This window comes from Chryseobacterium sp. W4I1 (assembly GCF_030816115.1).
In the GTDB taxonomy this organism is placed as follows: domain Bacteria; phylum Bacteroidota; class Bacteroidia; order Flavobacteriales; family Weeksellaceae; genus Chryseobacterium.
This window is the reverse complement of the sequence record NZ_JAUSXQ010000001.1, coordinates 2,051,039-2,066,179: the sequence shown is the minus strand read 5'-3', so window position 1 is coordinate 2,066,179 and position 15,141 is coordinate 2,051,039. Positions and strand designations below refer to the sequence as shown.

Annotated in this window: 11 protein-coding genes; 7 read left to right on the top strand and 4 right to left on the bottom strand. The window is 36.8% G+C overall.

Annotation, left to right across the window (positions count from 1 at the left end; genetic code table 11):
• Positions 1-4: 4 nt before the first annotated feature.
• From QF044_RS09655 to QF044_RS09640, 4 genes are all read right to left on the bottom strand, one after another.
• Positions 5-1,153 carry a methionine aminotransferase gene (locus QF044_RS09655; RefSeq protein ID WP_307266262.1) on the bottom strand — a complete coding sequence of 383 codons (1,149 nt, stop codon included), beginning with the start codon at positions 1,151-1,153 and terminating at the stop codon, positions 5-7.
• A 120-nt stretch (positions 1,154-1,273) separates the two neighbouring features.
• Positions 1,274-2,089 (bottom strand): hypothetical protein, encoded by an 816-nt coding sequence (locus QF044_RS09650; protein ID WP_307266260.1) that lies wholly within the window; start codon positions 2,087-2,089, stop codon positions 1,274-1,276.
• Positions 2,090-2,543: 454 nt separating this feature from the next.
• On the bottom strand, positions 2,544-3,272 hold the full coding sequence (locus tag QF044_RS09645; protein ID WP_307266257.1) for a LytTR family DNA-binding domain-containing protein: 729 nt from the start codon (positions 3,270-3,272) through the stop codon (positions 2,544-2,546).
• A complete protein-coding gene (locus QF044_RS09640) occupies positions 3,241-6,174 on the bottom strand; it encodes a histidine kinase (protein WP_307266254.1) in 2,934 nt (977 codons plus the stop codon). The genes QF044_RS09645 and QF044_RS09640 overlap by 32 nt, the downstream gene beginning before the upstream one ends.
• 142 nt (positions 6,175-6,316) lie before the next feature.
• On the opposite strand from QF044_RS09640, the gene QF044_RS09635 reads away from it, so the two are divergent.
• The 7 genes from QF044_RS09635 to QF044_RS09605 all read left to right on the top strand — a co-directional run bounded on the left by QF044_RS09635 (position 6,317) and on the right by QF044_RS09605 (position 14,737).
• Positions 6,317-8,200: a DNA topoisomerase IV subunit B gene (locus tag QF044_RS09635; RefSeq protein WP_307266252.1), complete on the top strand. Its 1,884-nt coding sequence runs from the start codon at positions 6,317-6,319 to the stop codon at positions 8,198-8,200.
• Between the two features lie 96 nt (positions 8,201-8,296).
• Positions 8,297-8,713 carry a hypothetical protein gene (locus QF044_RS09630; RefSeq protein ID WP_307266250.1) on the top strand — a complete coding sequence of 139 codons (417 nt, stop codon included), beginning with the start codon at positions 8,297-8,299 and terminating at the stop codon, positions 8,711-8,713.
• Positions 8,714-8,719: 6 nt separating this feature from the next.
• Entirely contained in the window at positions 8,720-11,308 is a 2,589-nt protein-coding gene (locus tag QF044_RS09625) for a DNA gyrase/topoisomerase IV subunit A (RefSeq protein ID WP_307266248.1), read from the top strand.
• 11 nt (positions 11,309-11,319) lie between these two features.
• Entirely contained in the window at positions 11,320-11,973 is a 654-nt protein-coding gene (locus tag QF044_RS09620; RefSeq protein ID WP_307266246.1) for a rhomboid family intramembrane serine protease, read from the top strand.
• Positions 11,974-12,003: 30 nt separating this feature from the next.
• The gene (locus QF044_RS09615; RefSeq protein WP_307266243.1) at positions 12,004-13,113 is read left to right on the top strand and encodes an AraC family transcriptional regulator; all 1,110 of its coding nucleotides are present in this window, start codon (positions 12,004-12,006) and stop codon (positions 13,111-13,113) included.
• A gap of 143 nt (positions 13,114-13,256) precedes the next feature.
• On the top strand, positions 13,257-14,042 hold the full coding sequence (locus QF044_RS09610) for an SDR family oxidoreductase (RefSeq protein ID WP_307266240.1): 786 nt from the start codon (positions 13,257-13,259) through the stop codon (positions 14,040-14,042).
• Positions 14,039-14,737 carry an NAD-dependent epimerase/dehydratase family protein gene (locus QF044_RS09605; RefSeq protein ID WP_307266237.1) on the top strand — a complete coding sequence of 233 codons (699 nt, stop codon included), beginning with the start codon at positions 14,039-14,041 and terminating at the stop codon, positions 14,735-14,737. Before QF044_RS09610 ends, QF044_RS09605 begins: the two co-directional genes overlap by 4 nt.
• Positions 14,738-15,141: the final 404 nt, after the last annotated feature.

Genomic DNA, 15,141 nt, shown 5'->3' with positions numbered 1-15,141 from the left:
AATATTAAAGTTTTGACAGGTTTTCTATAGCTTTTTCCAGAGTTTCCTGCTTTTTTGCAAAACATAACCTGATCACGTGGTCATTTCTCTTATTTTTGTAAAATGATGAAAAAGGAACGCTTGCCACTTTATGATTGATCGTCAGCTCAGAAGCAAAGTCAAAATCATTTTTATCAGAAATCTTATCATAAGTAAGCGCCTGGAAATAGGTTCCTTCACAATCTAAAAGCCCGAAAGAGGTACTTGTAAGCCCTTTTCTTAAAAAATCTCTTTTTTCCTGAAAGAAAGTATTAAGATGAGTATAATGTTCATCGTTTTTCATGTATTCTGCCAAAGCTAATTGTATGGGCGTATTCACACAGAATACATTGAACTGGTGTACTTTCCTGAATTCATCGGTAAGGTTTTTGGGTGCTGCACAATAGCCAGTTTTCCAGCCTGTCACATGAAACAGTTTCCCGAATGAGGCCACAAGAAGACTTCTTTCTTTAAGTTCAGGATATTGGCAGATACTTAAATGCTGCTTTCCGTCAAAAACAATATTCTCATACACTTCGTCACTCAGGATAAGGATCGAACTGTCTTTTACAATCTTGACCAGTTCCTGCAGGTCATTTTCTTTTAAGATCTTCCCGGAAGGATTATTTGGATTATTCAGGATAATCATTTTGGTTTTATCAGTCACCAAGCCTTTTACCGCATTCCAGTCGATCTCATAATCCGGGGCTTTCATTTCAAAACGTTTTACAATTCCGCCGAAAAGCTCTACAGTAGGCTCATAGCAGTCATAAGCAGGCTCAAAAATAATAACCTCATCCTCTTTTTTTACAAAAGTGGCGATCGCTGTAAAAATAGCCTGAGTACCGCCAGCCGTTACAGTGATCTCGGACTCCGGATGATAAATGGCCTGGTGGCTGTTCTCTATTTTTCTGGCGATCTCTTCCTTTAGCGGCATCATTCCTCCCAGCGGAGCGTATTGATTAAAGCCTTTTTTAATGAAGTGAGTTACATGGTTCAGTAATTCTTCATCCGGCATGAAATCGGGAAATCCCTGCGAAAGGTTAATCGCTTCATTTTCATTGGCAAGCTGCGTCATCTGACTGAAAATGGTAGTTCCTACATTAGAAAGTTTAGATAAAGGAAGTTGTATCATTAAAGAATTTTTTACTTACTCCGAATTTAATTCATTTTTTATAATCTGAAGCAGAAATTCCATAAAAAAAGACGGCCATAAATAAGGCCATCCTTGCATTTGTATTTTATTAGTTTGATTTTAAAACATTCGTATTGATTCTACTTTGTTATTGCAATATCCAAGAATCCCCCAGAAGATAACTGTAGAAGTTCCCCATCCGGATAATGACACTAAACGGTTACGGAAAAATGTTTTGTCATACAGGTGTTCTACCGTATAAATGTGCAGTCTTTTATAACAACCTATTTTATTATTCCAGCCTGAAAAAGGCCATGGCGGTGATAGGGAAGGCATAAAAGGAGACATAATATATTTATTGGTGCCATATGGAACAATGTCATCGTATACCTGAAGCCATCCAGGATTAACAGCTCCGAAATATGTTTCATACTGCTGTTTTTCAAACGCATAATAAGAGTCTGGCAGTTCCATTCCCGACGCTTCTAACTGGATCAACCCATTTTCTACAGCATATTTCTGGATAGCAGCATCAAAAGCTTTGGATTCCCGGAATTTAAGATTATTCTGATCTCCATATTCCAGGTATTTTTCTTCATTGGAAAAAGTCCTTACGGTAATCAATGCTGAATGATTACTTGGGTTTTTAACAAGAGAGGCTACAGGAAATTTATCTTCAATATTGTCGATCGGGTCAACCTGCTGTCCGTCTAAGAAGTAGTCGACCTGTATTTTATCGATATCAATTCCTTCTTTTTCAAATTCCACTCTTAATTCGGGAGTGTAAGGCGGTGTATTATTACGACTGAATGTAGAGAGATTGTTACCCTTACCGGCAGCAGCCATTTCTTCAGGTTCATCACTGTTTTCTCTACAGCCTGATAGAGCTATGAGAATACAGGACATTGCTAACACTGTAATTTTTTTAAGTTTCATATGATAATTTTTAGAGGTTTGTTAAGTAAATTATTATTTTGAACGAATTTATATCTCATGATAACATTAAAATTTGATGTAATAAATGTATCAGAAATTGTAACATCACGTTATGGTGAATTAGTAAACGATATGTATCGGCTAATAAGTGTGAATTAATGCTCTTTAACTGTATTTTTAATACATTTTTCAACAAAGAATAGCAGGGAAGAATTGAATTTCAATCAATCAGACACAGAATAGCCGGTAATTTAAAATCCGGATAGTATTTAAATAGAGAACATGCTTGTTGTAGAATGACAAACTATAGAACACGTTAAGAAGAAAATGCTGAAAAGAGATTGAGCATTTGAATGATGTAAAAAACAATTGTAGCAGTAAACGAAATGTCTTCGAATGTTGTTTGTGACGAAAGTTATTAAATGATGTTACAATTTATTACTTCATAATCCATTTACTCTAAATTTTCAATTTTAGATAGAAAATCATTTTTTTTACGCACAGAAACATCCAATACAGAATGGTCTGCCATGATTACCTGCCCACCTTTACCTTTGATATATTCCTTAAGATGAAAAAGATTGATCAGATGTTTATGATGGATCCTGAAAAAATTATATTTGGTAAGCTGTTCTTCAAATTCATGTAAAGTTTTAGAAACAATGATTTTACTTTTATCAGCAAGGTAAAAGGTTGTGTAGCTCGAATCGGCTTCACAGCGGATAATATCATTGATGTTGGTTAATTTGAATCCTTGCAGGGTAGGAAGACTGATCTTGTTCTCATGAGAATTACCGGGAATATTTTTGCTTTTTCTGATATTGTCCAGTGCCTTATTGACCGCAATGATAAAATCTATCTTTTTGATTGGTTTCAGTAAGTAATCTGCTGCTCCGTTTTTAATAGCCTGAATTGCAAAATTTTCAAATGCTGTAATAAAAATAATCTGGGAATCTATATTTCGGAATTTCGAGAGGAGATCAAAGGCAGTCCCGTCTTTCAGCTGTACATCCAGAAAAATAATGTCCGGAGAGTTTTTGGAAAGATAAATATAACCTTCCTCCACGCTCGATACCTGAAATGCTGTTTGGATTTCAGGAAACTCGTTTTCCAGAAGGAGAGCAATATAATCTCTTCCGTCCTGCTCGTCATCAATGATGCATGCTTGTATTTTCGTTTTCATAAGGTTTTATATAAAGTTTGATCTGAGTTCCTGATCTTTGTTCCTTTTCAGAAAGATCATAAATCTCCAATATGATATGAGTCTCAAAAAGCTGTCTAAATGTTTCAATTCTTTTCTGAGATAATTTTACTCCAAACGAGTCAGCATTTGCCGGCTTCTTGCTGCCTATGCCTATACCATTGTCTTCAATGATAACAGAGAGTGATGATCCGGTATAGTCAAATGATACATTTATTTTGCCTTTCCTGTCTTTTAAGCCTGCAATTCCATGTTTTATAGCATTTTCTACAAAAGGCTGAATTAATAGTGAAGGAACAACCCAATTTTCATTCACCTTTTCAGATAGGCTGATTTCATATTCAAACAAGTCTTTCAATCTGAGCTTTTCCATATTCAGATATAAGGAAAGGTATTCTATTTCCTCTTTGATCGGCATAAATGTTTTTTCAGAATAATGAAGCGTTTTCCTGATCATTTGAGCAAATATTTCCAGATAATTTTCCGTTTCCAGATAATTCTTTTTGTAAAGTAGAAACTGGATGGAATTGAGGCAGTTGTATATAAAATGAGGGTTGATCTGAGCTTTGATAGCCTGCAGCTCCAATTCTGCAATCTTTTTTTCATAATACAGAGTTTCCAGCTTTTTATTTCTTTTTTTCTGAAAATAGAAGGTGATAAGGATAAAGAGGGCTGCTGCACCCAGACTAATCATCATCATCCTGAACCACCAGGTTTGCCAGAATTTTGGATGGATCTCAAAATGAAGTTCTGTAGAAGCATACGATCGCTTTCCGTTGTATCCGATACCAAATACCTTGAATACATACTTGCCGGGTGGTAAAGAATAAAAAATGATCTTTTGAGAACCCGTAGTTTGCCAGCCATTACTAAGGCCTTCAATTGTATAGCGGTAGCTTATCTTACCCTGTGATGTAAAATCAGGAAAACTTACATTGAATGCAATGTCATTATCCGGTTTCTGTCCTGCTAACGGTTCACTAATATCAAAAATTTCTCTGCTCCCAATCACCACCGAATTAATTATCACCTTTTTGTTGATAAACTTCTTCTGACTCATCAGATTTTTAATAGAAAGAACTCCCAAACCTTTTGAAGTTGCTACAAAGATAGTGTCACCGGATAATACGCAGCCGGTTACTGAATTGGATGGCAGACCATCTGTTTGTGTAAAATTATTGATTTTTATATCCGATCCCTGAAGCTCTATCCTGCTGAGTCCGTAATTGGTACTTGCCCAGAAGGTATTCTTGTTTTCTATTTCAATTTTTTTGATCTGGCTGGTAGCTAAGCCAACATTTTCACTGATTTTTCTGAGAATTTTAGAGTTATCAAAAAGTATAATTCCATTGAGATTGGTAGCTCCAACATATAAATCATTTGTGAGTTTCTTAATATCTGTAAAATAATATCCTTCTAGAAACAAAGTTTTCTTTTTGGTAATTGTATTCAGTTTATAGAGATCTTTAAAGGTTCCTGCGAAAAGGCTGTCCTTTGCATAAGATAGAGCTGTGTAAACCCTTTCTTTGCTGAGTTTTCCTGCATAGCTTTTGTTTTGGTAATTATATTCAATAAGTCCAGTTGACGTGCAGAGAAGAACAGATCCTGATTTATACGGTACAATATTCTTCAGAACGAAATCGGTATGAAACTGTTTCTCGCAAATATTTTTATTGTATTGGAAGAGAGAGGTTGTAAGTCCGAATAAAACAGTATTTCCATCAGAAAATATAGCCTGATGCTCCATTTTAATATTTTTTTCAAGGACAAGATCTGTTACCTTTCCGTTCCGGTAAATGCCACCTTTAGACTCATTATAGCCCAGAAAAACAGAACGGTCATTTTTAGCAATTGCCGTGATATAATCTGAACTATTTTTAATGGGAAGTTGAATATAACTTTGGAAAAACCGATCTGCAATGAAGAATATACCATTGTTCCGGGTAGAAAACCAAACATTATTGTCTTTGTCAGCCAGAATATTATGAATGACCTGATTGTCCATCATTTTTACGGGGGCAGAAAGGGTGCTTTCGTCCAGTAATGATCCTTTGAAGTAAAGCACACCGCCTTCTGACAGACAAAGCCAGAGCCGGAAATGCTCATCTATAATCGCTTTTAAAACATCTTCCTGTGCTGTAAAGCTTTTGATTTTTTTAAAATAAAATTTATTGTAAAGCTGGTAAACTTCTATGGACCTGCCGTTTTTGAAAACAAAAATGTTGTCTTTCCTCAAAATAGTTGTATACCTGTTGATTGAAATATTACAAAAGATTTTCTTTTTAGTGGTAAGGTCATACGCATAAATATTCTCATTTCTGCCCTGATTTTTATAGTACAGGACTTTATCCGTCATGTCAAGTCCGAAAGCATGATAAGCTTCTGATTTGTAATTGGAAGGTAAAGGGATCGTACTTATTTTTTCATTTTTAAAGACATAAATGTTTGTGGGGTTATAACTGGAATATATATATAGTGCACCATCATAAATGCAAAAGTCCGGATTATGGGTGAACTGCATTTTTTTGAGTTCGCTGTTGACATCAGAGTTGATGATGCGTCCTTTTTTTAAATAGGCAAAATCATTCAGAAAAGGAGCAACAAAGATTTCCCCGTTAGGCAGGGGCAAACAGGATAAAACTTCAATATTTTTCAGACCGTTTTTGCTACTGAACTGCTTAAATTCCTTTCCATCGAACCGAAACATTCCGTTGTCGCTTCCTATCCATATAAAACCTGCAGGATCCTGGGTCACGGTATAGGTATATGAGCTGCCGAGACCATTCTCTTCACTATAGTTTACGATCCCTGGGATTTGTGTAAAAAATGCTGAAGGAAAAAATAAGAAAGTACAAAATAAACCAAATAGAATTATTTTTTTCACATCATATTGAATAATATGGTAAATATATCATTTGATTAATAATAACACAACCTTTAAGGTTGAATATTGAAAAAAAAGGAATCGAAAAAATTCGGATAATTTTGTACAATTTCGTACTTTTGTATGTTTGCTGAAATCATATATGTCACAAGAAATAAATCCAATCTACTCCGAAGATAATATCAGAACCCTCGACTGGCAGGAACACATTCGTCTGCGCCCCGGAATGTATATCGGGAAGCTCGGCGATGGCTCCTCTGCTGACGACGGTATTTATATCCTGCTGAAAGAAATTCTTGACAACTCTATTGATGAGTTCAGGATGAAATCAGGAAAAAGAATTGAAATAAAAGTGGATGACGGTAAAGTGAGCATCCGTGACTTTGGCCGAGGAATTCCCCTTGGAAAGGTAGTAGATGCCGTTTCCAAAATGAATACCGGTGGTAAATACGACAGTAAGGCCTTTAAGAAATCTGTAGGACTGAATGGGGTAGGTACCAAAGCCGTTAATGCACTTTCAGAGTATTTCCGCGTAAGATCCTTCCGTGAAGGTAAAATGAAGATGGCGGAATTTTCCAGAGGACTGATTACTGAAAATTATGAAGAAAAAGATACCTCAGACCGAAATGGTACTGAGATTTCCTTTGTACCCGATGGAGAAATTTTCCTTCATTTCAAATACCGAAAAGAATACATAGAAAAAATGCTGCGCAACTATGCGTATCTGAATCCCGGACTGAAAATAATCTTCAACGGCGAGACCTATTACTCTGAAAACGGACTTAAAGACCTTTTGGAAGAAGAAATGGAGAACGAAATTCTGTACTCCATCATTCACTTGAAAGACAATGATATAGAATTGGCGATCACGCATTCTGATAAATCGCAGACAGAAACCTATTTCTCATTTGTGAACGGACAGAATACCACACAGGGTGGAACACACCTTAATGCCTTCCGTGAAGCATATGTGAAAACGATCCGTGAATTTTTTAATAAAAACTTTGATGCGTCAGACATCAGGAAATCTATCATTGCAGCGATTTCTATCAATGTAGAAGAACCCGTATTTGAATCCCAGACCAAAACAAAGCTTGGATCCAACGATATGGGTCCGAACGGCCCAACTGTAAGGACTTTTATCATCGATTTTCTAAAAAGCAAGCTGGATAATTTCCTTCATAGAAACCCTGAAATTGCTGAAGCCATCCAGAGAAAGATCCTTATCTCTGAAAGAGAAAGAAAAGAACTTTCAGGAATTCAGAAGCTGGCAAGAGAAAGAGCCAAAAAAGTGTCCCTGCATAATAAAAAGCTGCGTGACTGCAGACAGCATTATAACGACCAGAAAAATGAAAGAAAAGGGGAAACCCAGATCTTCATTACGGAGGGAGATTCTGCATCCGGATCCATCACAAAATCCAGAGACGTAGAAACTCAAGCTGTATTTTCACTGAAGGGTAAGCCTCTGAACTGCTATGGACTGACCAAAAAGGTAGTCTATGAGAATGAGGAATTCAATCTTCTTCAGGCTGCTCTGAACATTGAGGAAAGCCTGGAAGACTTAAGATACAATCAGGTCATTATATCTACCGATGCCGATGTGGATGGGATGCACATCCGTTTATTAATGATCACATTCTTTCTTCAGTTTTTCCCTGATCTGATTAAGAATGGACATCTTTATATCCTTCAGACCCCATTGTTCAGGGTAAGAAATAAAAAAGAAACAAGATACTGCTATACCGAAACAGAAAGAATAAAAGCTCTGAACGAACTTGGAAAAAACCCGGAGATTACCCGATTCAAAGGACTTGGAGAGATTTCCCCAGACGAATTTAAGCATTTTATAGGTAAAGATATCCGTCTGGAACCTGTGGTCATTGGTAAAGACCAAACCATAGATCAGCTGCTGGAATTTTATATGGGTAAAAATACACCGGACAGGCAGGTGTTTATTCTTGAAAATCTGGTAGTAGAAGATACGGATATTGATAAAAAAGAAATTTTGGATGAAGCTGCAGGTTAAAGAAAACTAAACTAATACACATAATATACCTCATAAATGAGACTTAGTAACCGCAACAAAGCATCAGTTTATAACTTTTTGCACACCATTCTTTTGATGATGGTTATATTTGGGATTACTGCATTTTTACTGAACGAATACAGATTTCATGCTGTAGGAAAAGCCGGCTACTTGCTGCTTATTGTTCCCACTATAATGCTGGTGGTTTTTCATCTGAATGGGAGACAGATTTTTGAATATGACAGTGATGGAGAAGCTTTGAATTTTAAAAACAGGAACATTATTCCCTTTTTGGATAGGCCTCTTCATGATGAATTTCCAAAATACAAACTGATAAAATACGAGATTGTAAGTATTTTCTTTATCAAAAGACTATACATTACCCTCTCAAGCAAAAACAACAGTTCCATCATCCTCAAATATGAAATATCTTATTTGACCGGAAAAGAAGTAAATGATTTAAAACTCTCTCTGAATAAAGTAGTGAAAGCTAATAAAGAGAAAAACGATTAATAACAGATGACGACAGAAGAAAACTCGCACGAAGGGGAGAGCTTGAAAAAAGTCTCGGGACTTTATAAAGACTGGTTTCTGGACTATGCTTCCTATGTAATTCTGGATAGAGCGATTCCTTCCGTCTATGATGGGCTTAAGCCTGTTCAGAGAAGGATCATGCACTCTATGCGGGAGCTGGAGGATGGCCGTTACAACAAAGTAGCCAATATTGTAGGAAATACCATGAAGTATCACCCTCACGGAGATGCTTCTATTACGGATGCCATGGTACAGATCGGGCAAAAAGAACTCCTGATAGATACCCAGGGAAACTGGGGAAATATCTATACCGGTGATTCAGCGGCGGCGGCAAGGTATATTGAAGCCAGACTGACCCCTTTTGCATTGGAAGTGGTATTTAATCCAAAAACTACGGAATGGGCCAAATCCTACGATGGAAGAAATAACGAACCTATTGATCTTCCTGTAAAATTTCCGTTGCTTCTGGCACAAGGTGTGGAAGGAATTGGAGTAGGGCTTTCTACAAAAATTCTTCCCCATAATTTTAATGAACTGATCAATGCGTCTGTTGCTCATTTAAAGGGAAAGAAGTTTGAGCTGTTTCCAGACTTTATGACCGCTGGATATCTGGATGTTTCCGAATATAATGACGGTCAAAGAGGAGGTAAAGTAAGGGCAAGAGCTAAAATTACCCATACCGACAAACACCTGTTGGTGATCTCTGAACTTCCTTTCTCAAAAACAACCAGCGACCTCATCGATTCTATCCTGAAGGCCAATGAAAGAGGAAAGATCAAGATCAAAAAGATAGAGGATAATACTTCCGATAAGGTAGAAATCCTTGTTCATCTCCATAACGATGTATCCCCGGACAAAACCATTGATGCATTGTATGCATTCACAGACTGCCAGGTGACAATTTCGCCAAATGCATGTGTCATTGTAGGAGATAAACCAATGTTCATGAATGTTTCAGATATTCTGAAAATGAATACGGAACATACTGTTTCCCTGCTTAAAAAAGAACTGGAAATAGAACTTAAAGAGCTTCAGGAAAACTGGCATTTCTCCTCACTGGAAAGAATTTTTATCGAAAACAGGATTTATCACGATATTGAAGAGGTGAAGAGCTGGGAAGAAGTACTGAAAACCATTGATAAAGGTTTGAAACCTCATACCGGACACCTTTTAAGAGCAGTAACGGAAGAGGATATTCTCAAACTTACAGAGATCAGGATCAAGAGAATTTCAAGATTCGATTTAGATAAATTTAAAGAAAATATAGCCTCTCTTGAAGGCAAAATAGAGCAGGTAAAACACAACCTTGCCAACTTGATTGCTTATGCGATTGATTATTATTTAAACATTCAGAAGAAATACGGAAAAGACAAACAGAGAAAGACTGAGCTTAGGATTTTTGATACCATTGATGCAACGAAAGTAGCGGTAGCCAATGAAAAGTTCTATGCCAATTTTGAAGAAGGTTTTATCGGAACATCGCTGAAAAAAGACCAGTACCTGTTTGACTGTTCAGATATTGATGATATCATTATCTTCAGAAAAGACGGCACCATGAAAGTGGTTAAGGTAGATGCCAAAACATTCGTCGGAAAAGATCTTCTGAGCGTTGCCATCTGGAAGAAGAATGACAAAAGAACGGTCTACAATATGATCTACCGTGAGGGCAGGGACGGACCTTATTACATGAAACGTTTTTCTGTAACGGCAGTCACAAGAAATACAGATTATCCTTTAGCTTCTGATAAAAAAGGTTCTGAAGTACTCTATTTCTCTGCCAATCCTAATGGTGAAGCAGAAACAGTAACCGTTCTTCTAAAACCGAATCCAAGAATCAGGAAAAATAAAATGGAAATCGATTTCTCTGACCTGGCAATCAAAGGAAGAGATTCCAAAGGAAATCTGGTGACCAAATACTCTGTGAAAAAGGTGGATATGAAAGAAGAAGGGGTTTCTACACTGGCTCCAAGGAAAATCTGGTTTGATGATACAGTAAGAAGACTCAATGCCGATGGCAGAGGAACCCTGTTAGGGCACTTTAAAGGGGACGACAGAATTCTTACCATCAATACGAATGGTGAAGTAAAGTTGGTTTCTTTTGACCTGGGCAATCGGTTTGATGATGAATACTTGGTTCTGGAGAAATGGAAACCACAACAGCCCGTAACCTGTATTTATTACGACGGTGAAAAAGATATGTATTTTATCAAGAGATTCCTGCTGGAAAATACGGTGAATGTACAGACCTTTATGCCATCGGAACATCCTAAATCATTCATTGAAAATGTAATCGTTGCTAATGATGCTTCGGCAGAGATTATTTTTGCTAAAGATAAAGGCAAAGACCGTGATCCTGAAACCATTAATATTGATGAATTTATTACGGTAAAAGGAATAAAAGCAATAGGAAACCAGTTTACAAAATTTAAAGTAAAAGCCATCAATATTACGGTTCCTGAACCTGTAGAAGAAGAGCCGGAAGTATATGAAGAACCGGAAACCGGAGACGGCATTGTAGATGATGACCGAACGGTAATCGGAGACCTGTTTGAAAACGGGGAACCAGAAAATTAAGAAATAAACTTATGAATATTCTTATCTTATTTATTATCATTACAGCCATTATCAGCTTTGTTGCATTCAACAATCCTGGTATTACTGAAAAATATAAATTCAATGTGGGTGCAATCCTGCATAGAAAAGAGTACATCCGTCTGCTTTCAGCAGGATTTCTGCATGCTGATATCATGCACCTGGTATTTAATATGCTGACCTTGTATTTCTTTGGACCCATTGTCATCCAGACTTTTGGAAATATAGGCTTTGCGATCGTATATCTTGGATCCATACTGTTAGGAAATTTCCTTTCATTGTATATTTATCAGAAACAGCCTTGGTATTCTGCGGTGGGAGCGAGTGGTGGCGTTTCAGGGATATTGTTTGCATCCATAGCGATGATTCCTGATATTGGCATTTACATCTTTTTTATTCCGATTCCCGTTCCCGGATATCTTTTTGGGCTTCTGTATTTTGGATATTCTGTATACATGATGCTGAATCCCAGGCCACATGATAATATCGGGCATGCCGCCCATCTTGGAGGAGCCTTTCTCGGACTGATTTATGCTGTTGTTTCCGCTCCGGATACGGCAATGCATAATGCGCTGTATCTGGGAATTATGTCCCTCCCTTTGATCTATCTGGGCTACGAAATTTTTGTCAGGAAAAGAATAGGATAAAACCTAACTTTACTTAAAATATCAAAACCAATGAACACATCAGAATTAAACCGCTTCATCGTTGTATTAATTTATGGTTCATTGGTTTTGCTTTCTTTACTGAAACTATCCAACCCCTTGAGGGTAAACAGAAAAGCCAACTTTTGGTTCGGGATATTCCTGTTTTTATGGTCGAGTTTCTGGATGGATGAGGCTCTTACCATGGTAAAAGACAGTCCCGTAGAGATTCATTCCATAATCGTTGTACAGATGATCCAGTTTCTCACGCCGATCATGTTCTATTTCAGTGTGCTATTCTATACCAACCCCTCCTTTAAATTCAAAATTTCAGACCTCAAATACCTGATACTGCCTCTTATCTTTTGCATCAATATTATGCTGCAGCGTTTCGGAGGTTTTGAAGACCATAATATTTTTAGTTATGTTTTTATTGGTCTAATTCTTTTTCAGGCTTTATTTTATACCGGACTTTCATACCTTACTATTCGGAAGCACAAAAAAAAGATCCAGCAGTTTTCAGCCAATACAGAAGGTATTAATCTGAACTGGCTCGAATATATCACAATAATTATTTTTATCATCAATATTGTCTATCTGGTCTACAATTTATCCTATGATTCCACTGCCTTGAATTTCTTTATTAATGGAGCTTTTCTGCTGGTCATTTATTTTGTAGGCTATTATTCTTTAAAACAAAAAGAAATTTATCCTGTAGCAGAAAAACAGCTTGAGGAATTAATTTCTATCAGTGAAGACCCTGAAACGGAAGAAGTAAAAAAGAAACTGATTTCTGACGAAGAATTAATAAAGATCAAAAAACATCTGGAAGAGATTATGGTAATACAAAAACCTTATCTTGATAGTGAACTTAATCTGATCCGCCTTTCCGAGCTCTTGGCTATTTCTACCCATCATCTTTCCTATGTAATCAATACCGGATTTAAAAAGAACTTTTTTCAGTATATTAATGAATACAGGATTCATTATGCAAAGAAACTTCTCAAAGATCCTCAAAGTAAATTATCAATTTTGGGAATTGCCTACGAGTCAGGGTTCAATTCCAAGACTTCTTTCAACACCACCTTTAAAAAACTCACTGATCAGACTCCTTCCGAGTATAAAAATGGTTCGGGTTTATAAAGTTTGACGTTCGGTTTTGTTTAATTTATTGTTTTACAAATAGTTATATATTTATTTTTTTGAATTTAAAATAGGTTCATTCAGATAATCCCGAACATTTAAAGATCCCTTTCAGAATAGCTTTGTACCATAAATTTATTTTTATGAATACGAAAGAATCATATGCAGTAGTCACAGGAGCGAGTCAGGGACTGGGAAAAGCATTTGCTGAAAACCTGGCAAGTAAAAATATTAATGTGGTGCTGGTAAGTCTTCCGGGCCAGTATTTAAAAGAACTGGCTCAACGGCTTGAGGAAACCTATCCAATCAAAGCCCATTACTATGAAGTAGACCTTTCCGTGAATGAAAATGTAATGAAACTTACAGAGTGGCTAAACCAGTCCTTTGACATTCATATTCTCATTAATAATGCAGGGCTGGGAGGAACTAAAAAATTTGTAGATGCATCACCGGCTTATATCAACACCATTTTACAGGTGAATGTTGCTGCAACCTCACTCATCACCCATCAGCTACTTCCCAATCTTTTAAGACAACCCAAAGCTTACATTTTAAATGTTTCCAGTATGGCTGCTTTTTCACCAATCGGTTTCAAAACAGTATATCCCGCTTCCAAAACATTTATTCATTCCTTCTCAAGAGGACTTCACGAAGAGCTGAAAGATACCAATGTGTTTGTAAGCGTTGTGAATCCCGGTGCGATGAAAACGAATATGGATGTCTGTAAACGGATTGAAAAACAAGGGTTTTTGGGGAAGCTTACCCTTCTGGATCCCAATAAAGTAGCAGACTACTGCATCAGGCAACTTTTCAGGAAAGATTCCGTTATCATGGTGAATCCCATCAGCTGGCTGTTCATGAAGATCCTTCCGATATGGATCAAGCTGCCGCTGATGACCAGTGCCATAAAAAAAGAAATTGAAGCATGAAAAAAGTTTTCGTGACCGGAGCTACAGGGCTTCTAGGTACCAACACCATTATTAAATTACTACAATATGATTATTTTGTTATTGCTCTGGTGCGCAAGAAAAGCAGCTGGATGGGTGAAGAAAATGAAAACCTCAAACTCATAGAAGGAGATCTTTTTTCTGATATTTCAAAAGATTTGCAGGATGTGGAAGCAGTTATTCATATAGCGGCAGAAACCAGCCAGGATCTGTTGCATTATGAAGATTATAAAAAGATCAATTATAATGCTACAGTTCATTTGTTTGGGCAAGCTGCTGCGGCCGGAGCAGATAAGTTTCTGTTTGTCAGTACAGCCAATACTTTAGGCTATGGAAGTTCAGAAGAACTCGGAAACGAAACAACGGCTCAGCTTTACCCATTCACTCATTCTTATTATGCACAAAGCAAACTGGAAACAGAGAATTACCTTCTTCGGCAGAACACGAAAACAAAAGTTATCATTGTGAATCCTACTTTTATGATAGGAGCTTACGACAGTAAGCCGAGTTCAGGAAAGATCATCTTCTGGGCTTGGAAAAAGCATCTGATTTTCTATCCTAAAGGCGGAAAAAATTTTGTTCACGTTAAAGATGCCGCTGAAGGTATAATGAAGGCTCTTGATAAGAGGAAGAAATGGAGAAAAATACCTGTTGGCCAACGAAAACCTTTCTTATAAAGATTTTTTTCAAAAAGTAAATATCATAACCAGACAAAACCCTTTTATGGTTCCTATTCCCAATTCTGTGCTGGTTATACTTGGTTTTATCGGTGATTGCCTGAGAAAATTAAAAATTAAAACCAGTCTCAGCTCTGCTAATATGAAAGCACTGAGAATCCATAATTTTTATTCAAACCAAAAATCTACTGATGAATTGGGAGTCAAATATCAGTCAATAAATAAAGCTGTTGAAGAGGCCATCCGCTTTTTTGAATGGAAAAAAAAGATCAGTAAGTAGATATAATCTTTTTTGTGAATAATTCTCTCGAAGATTTAGCTGACTCTGCATATTTTATTAGTGCAAATATCTGTGGAAATTCGTGTCATCTGTGGTTTTAAATATGAACGAATTTTTATTTTAG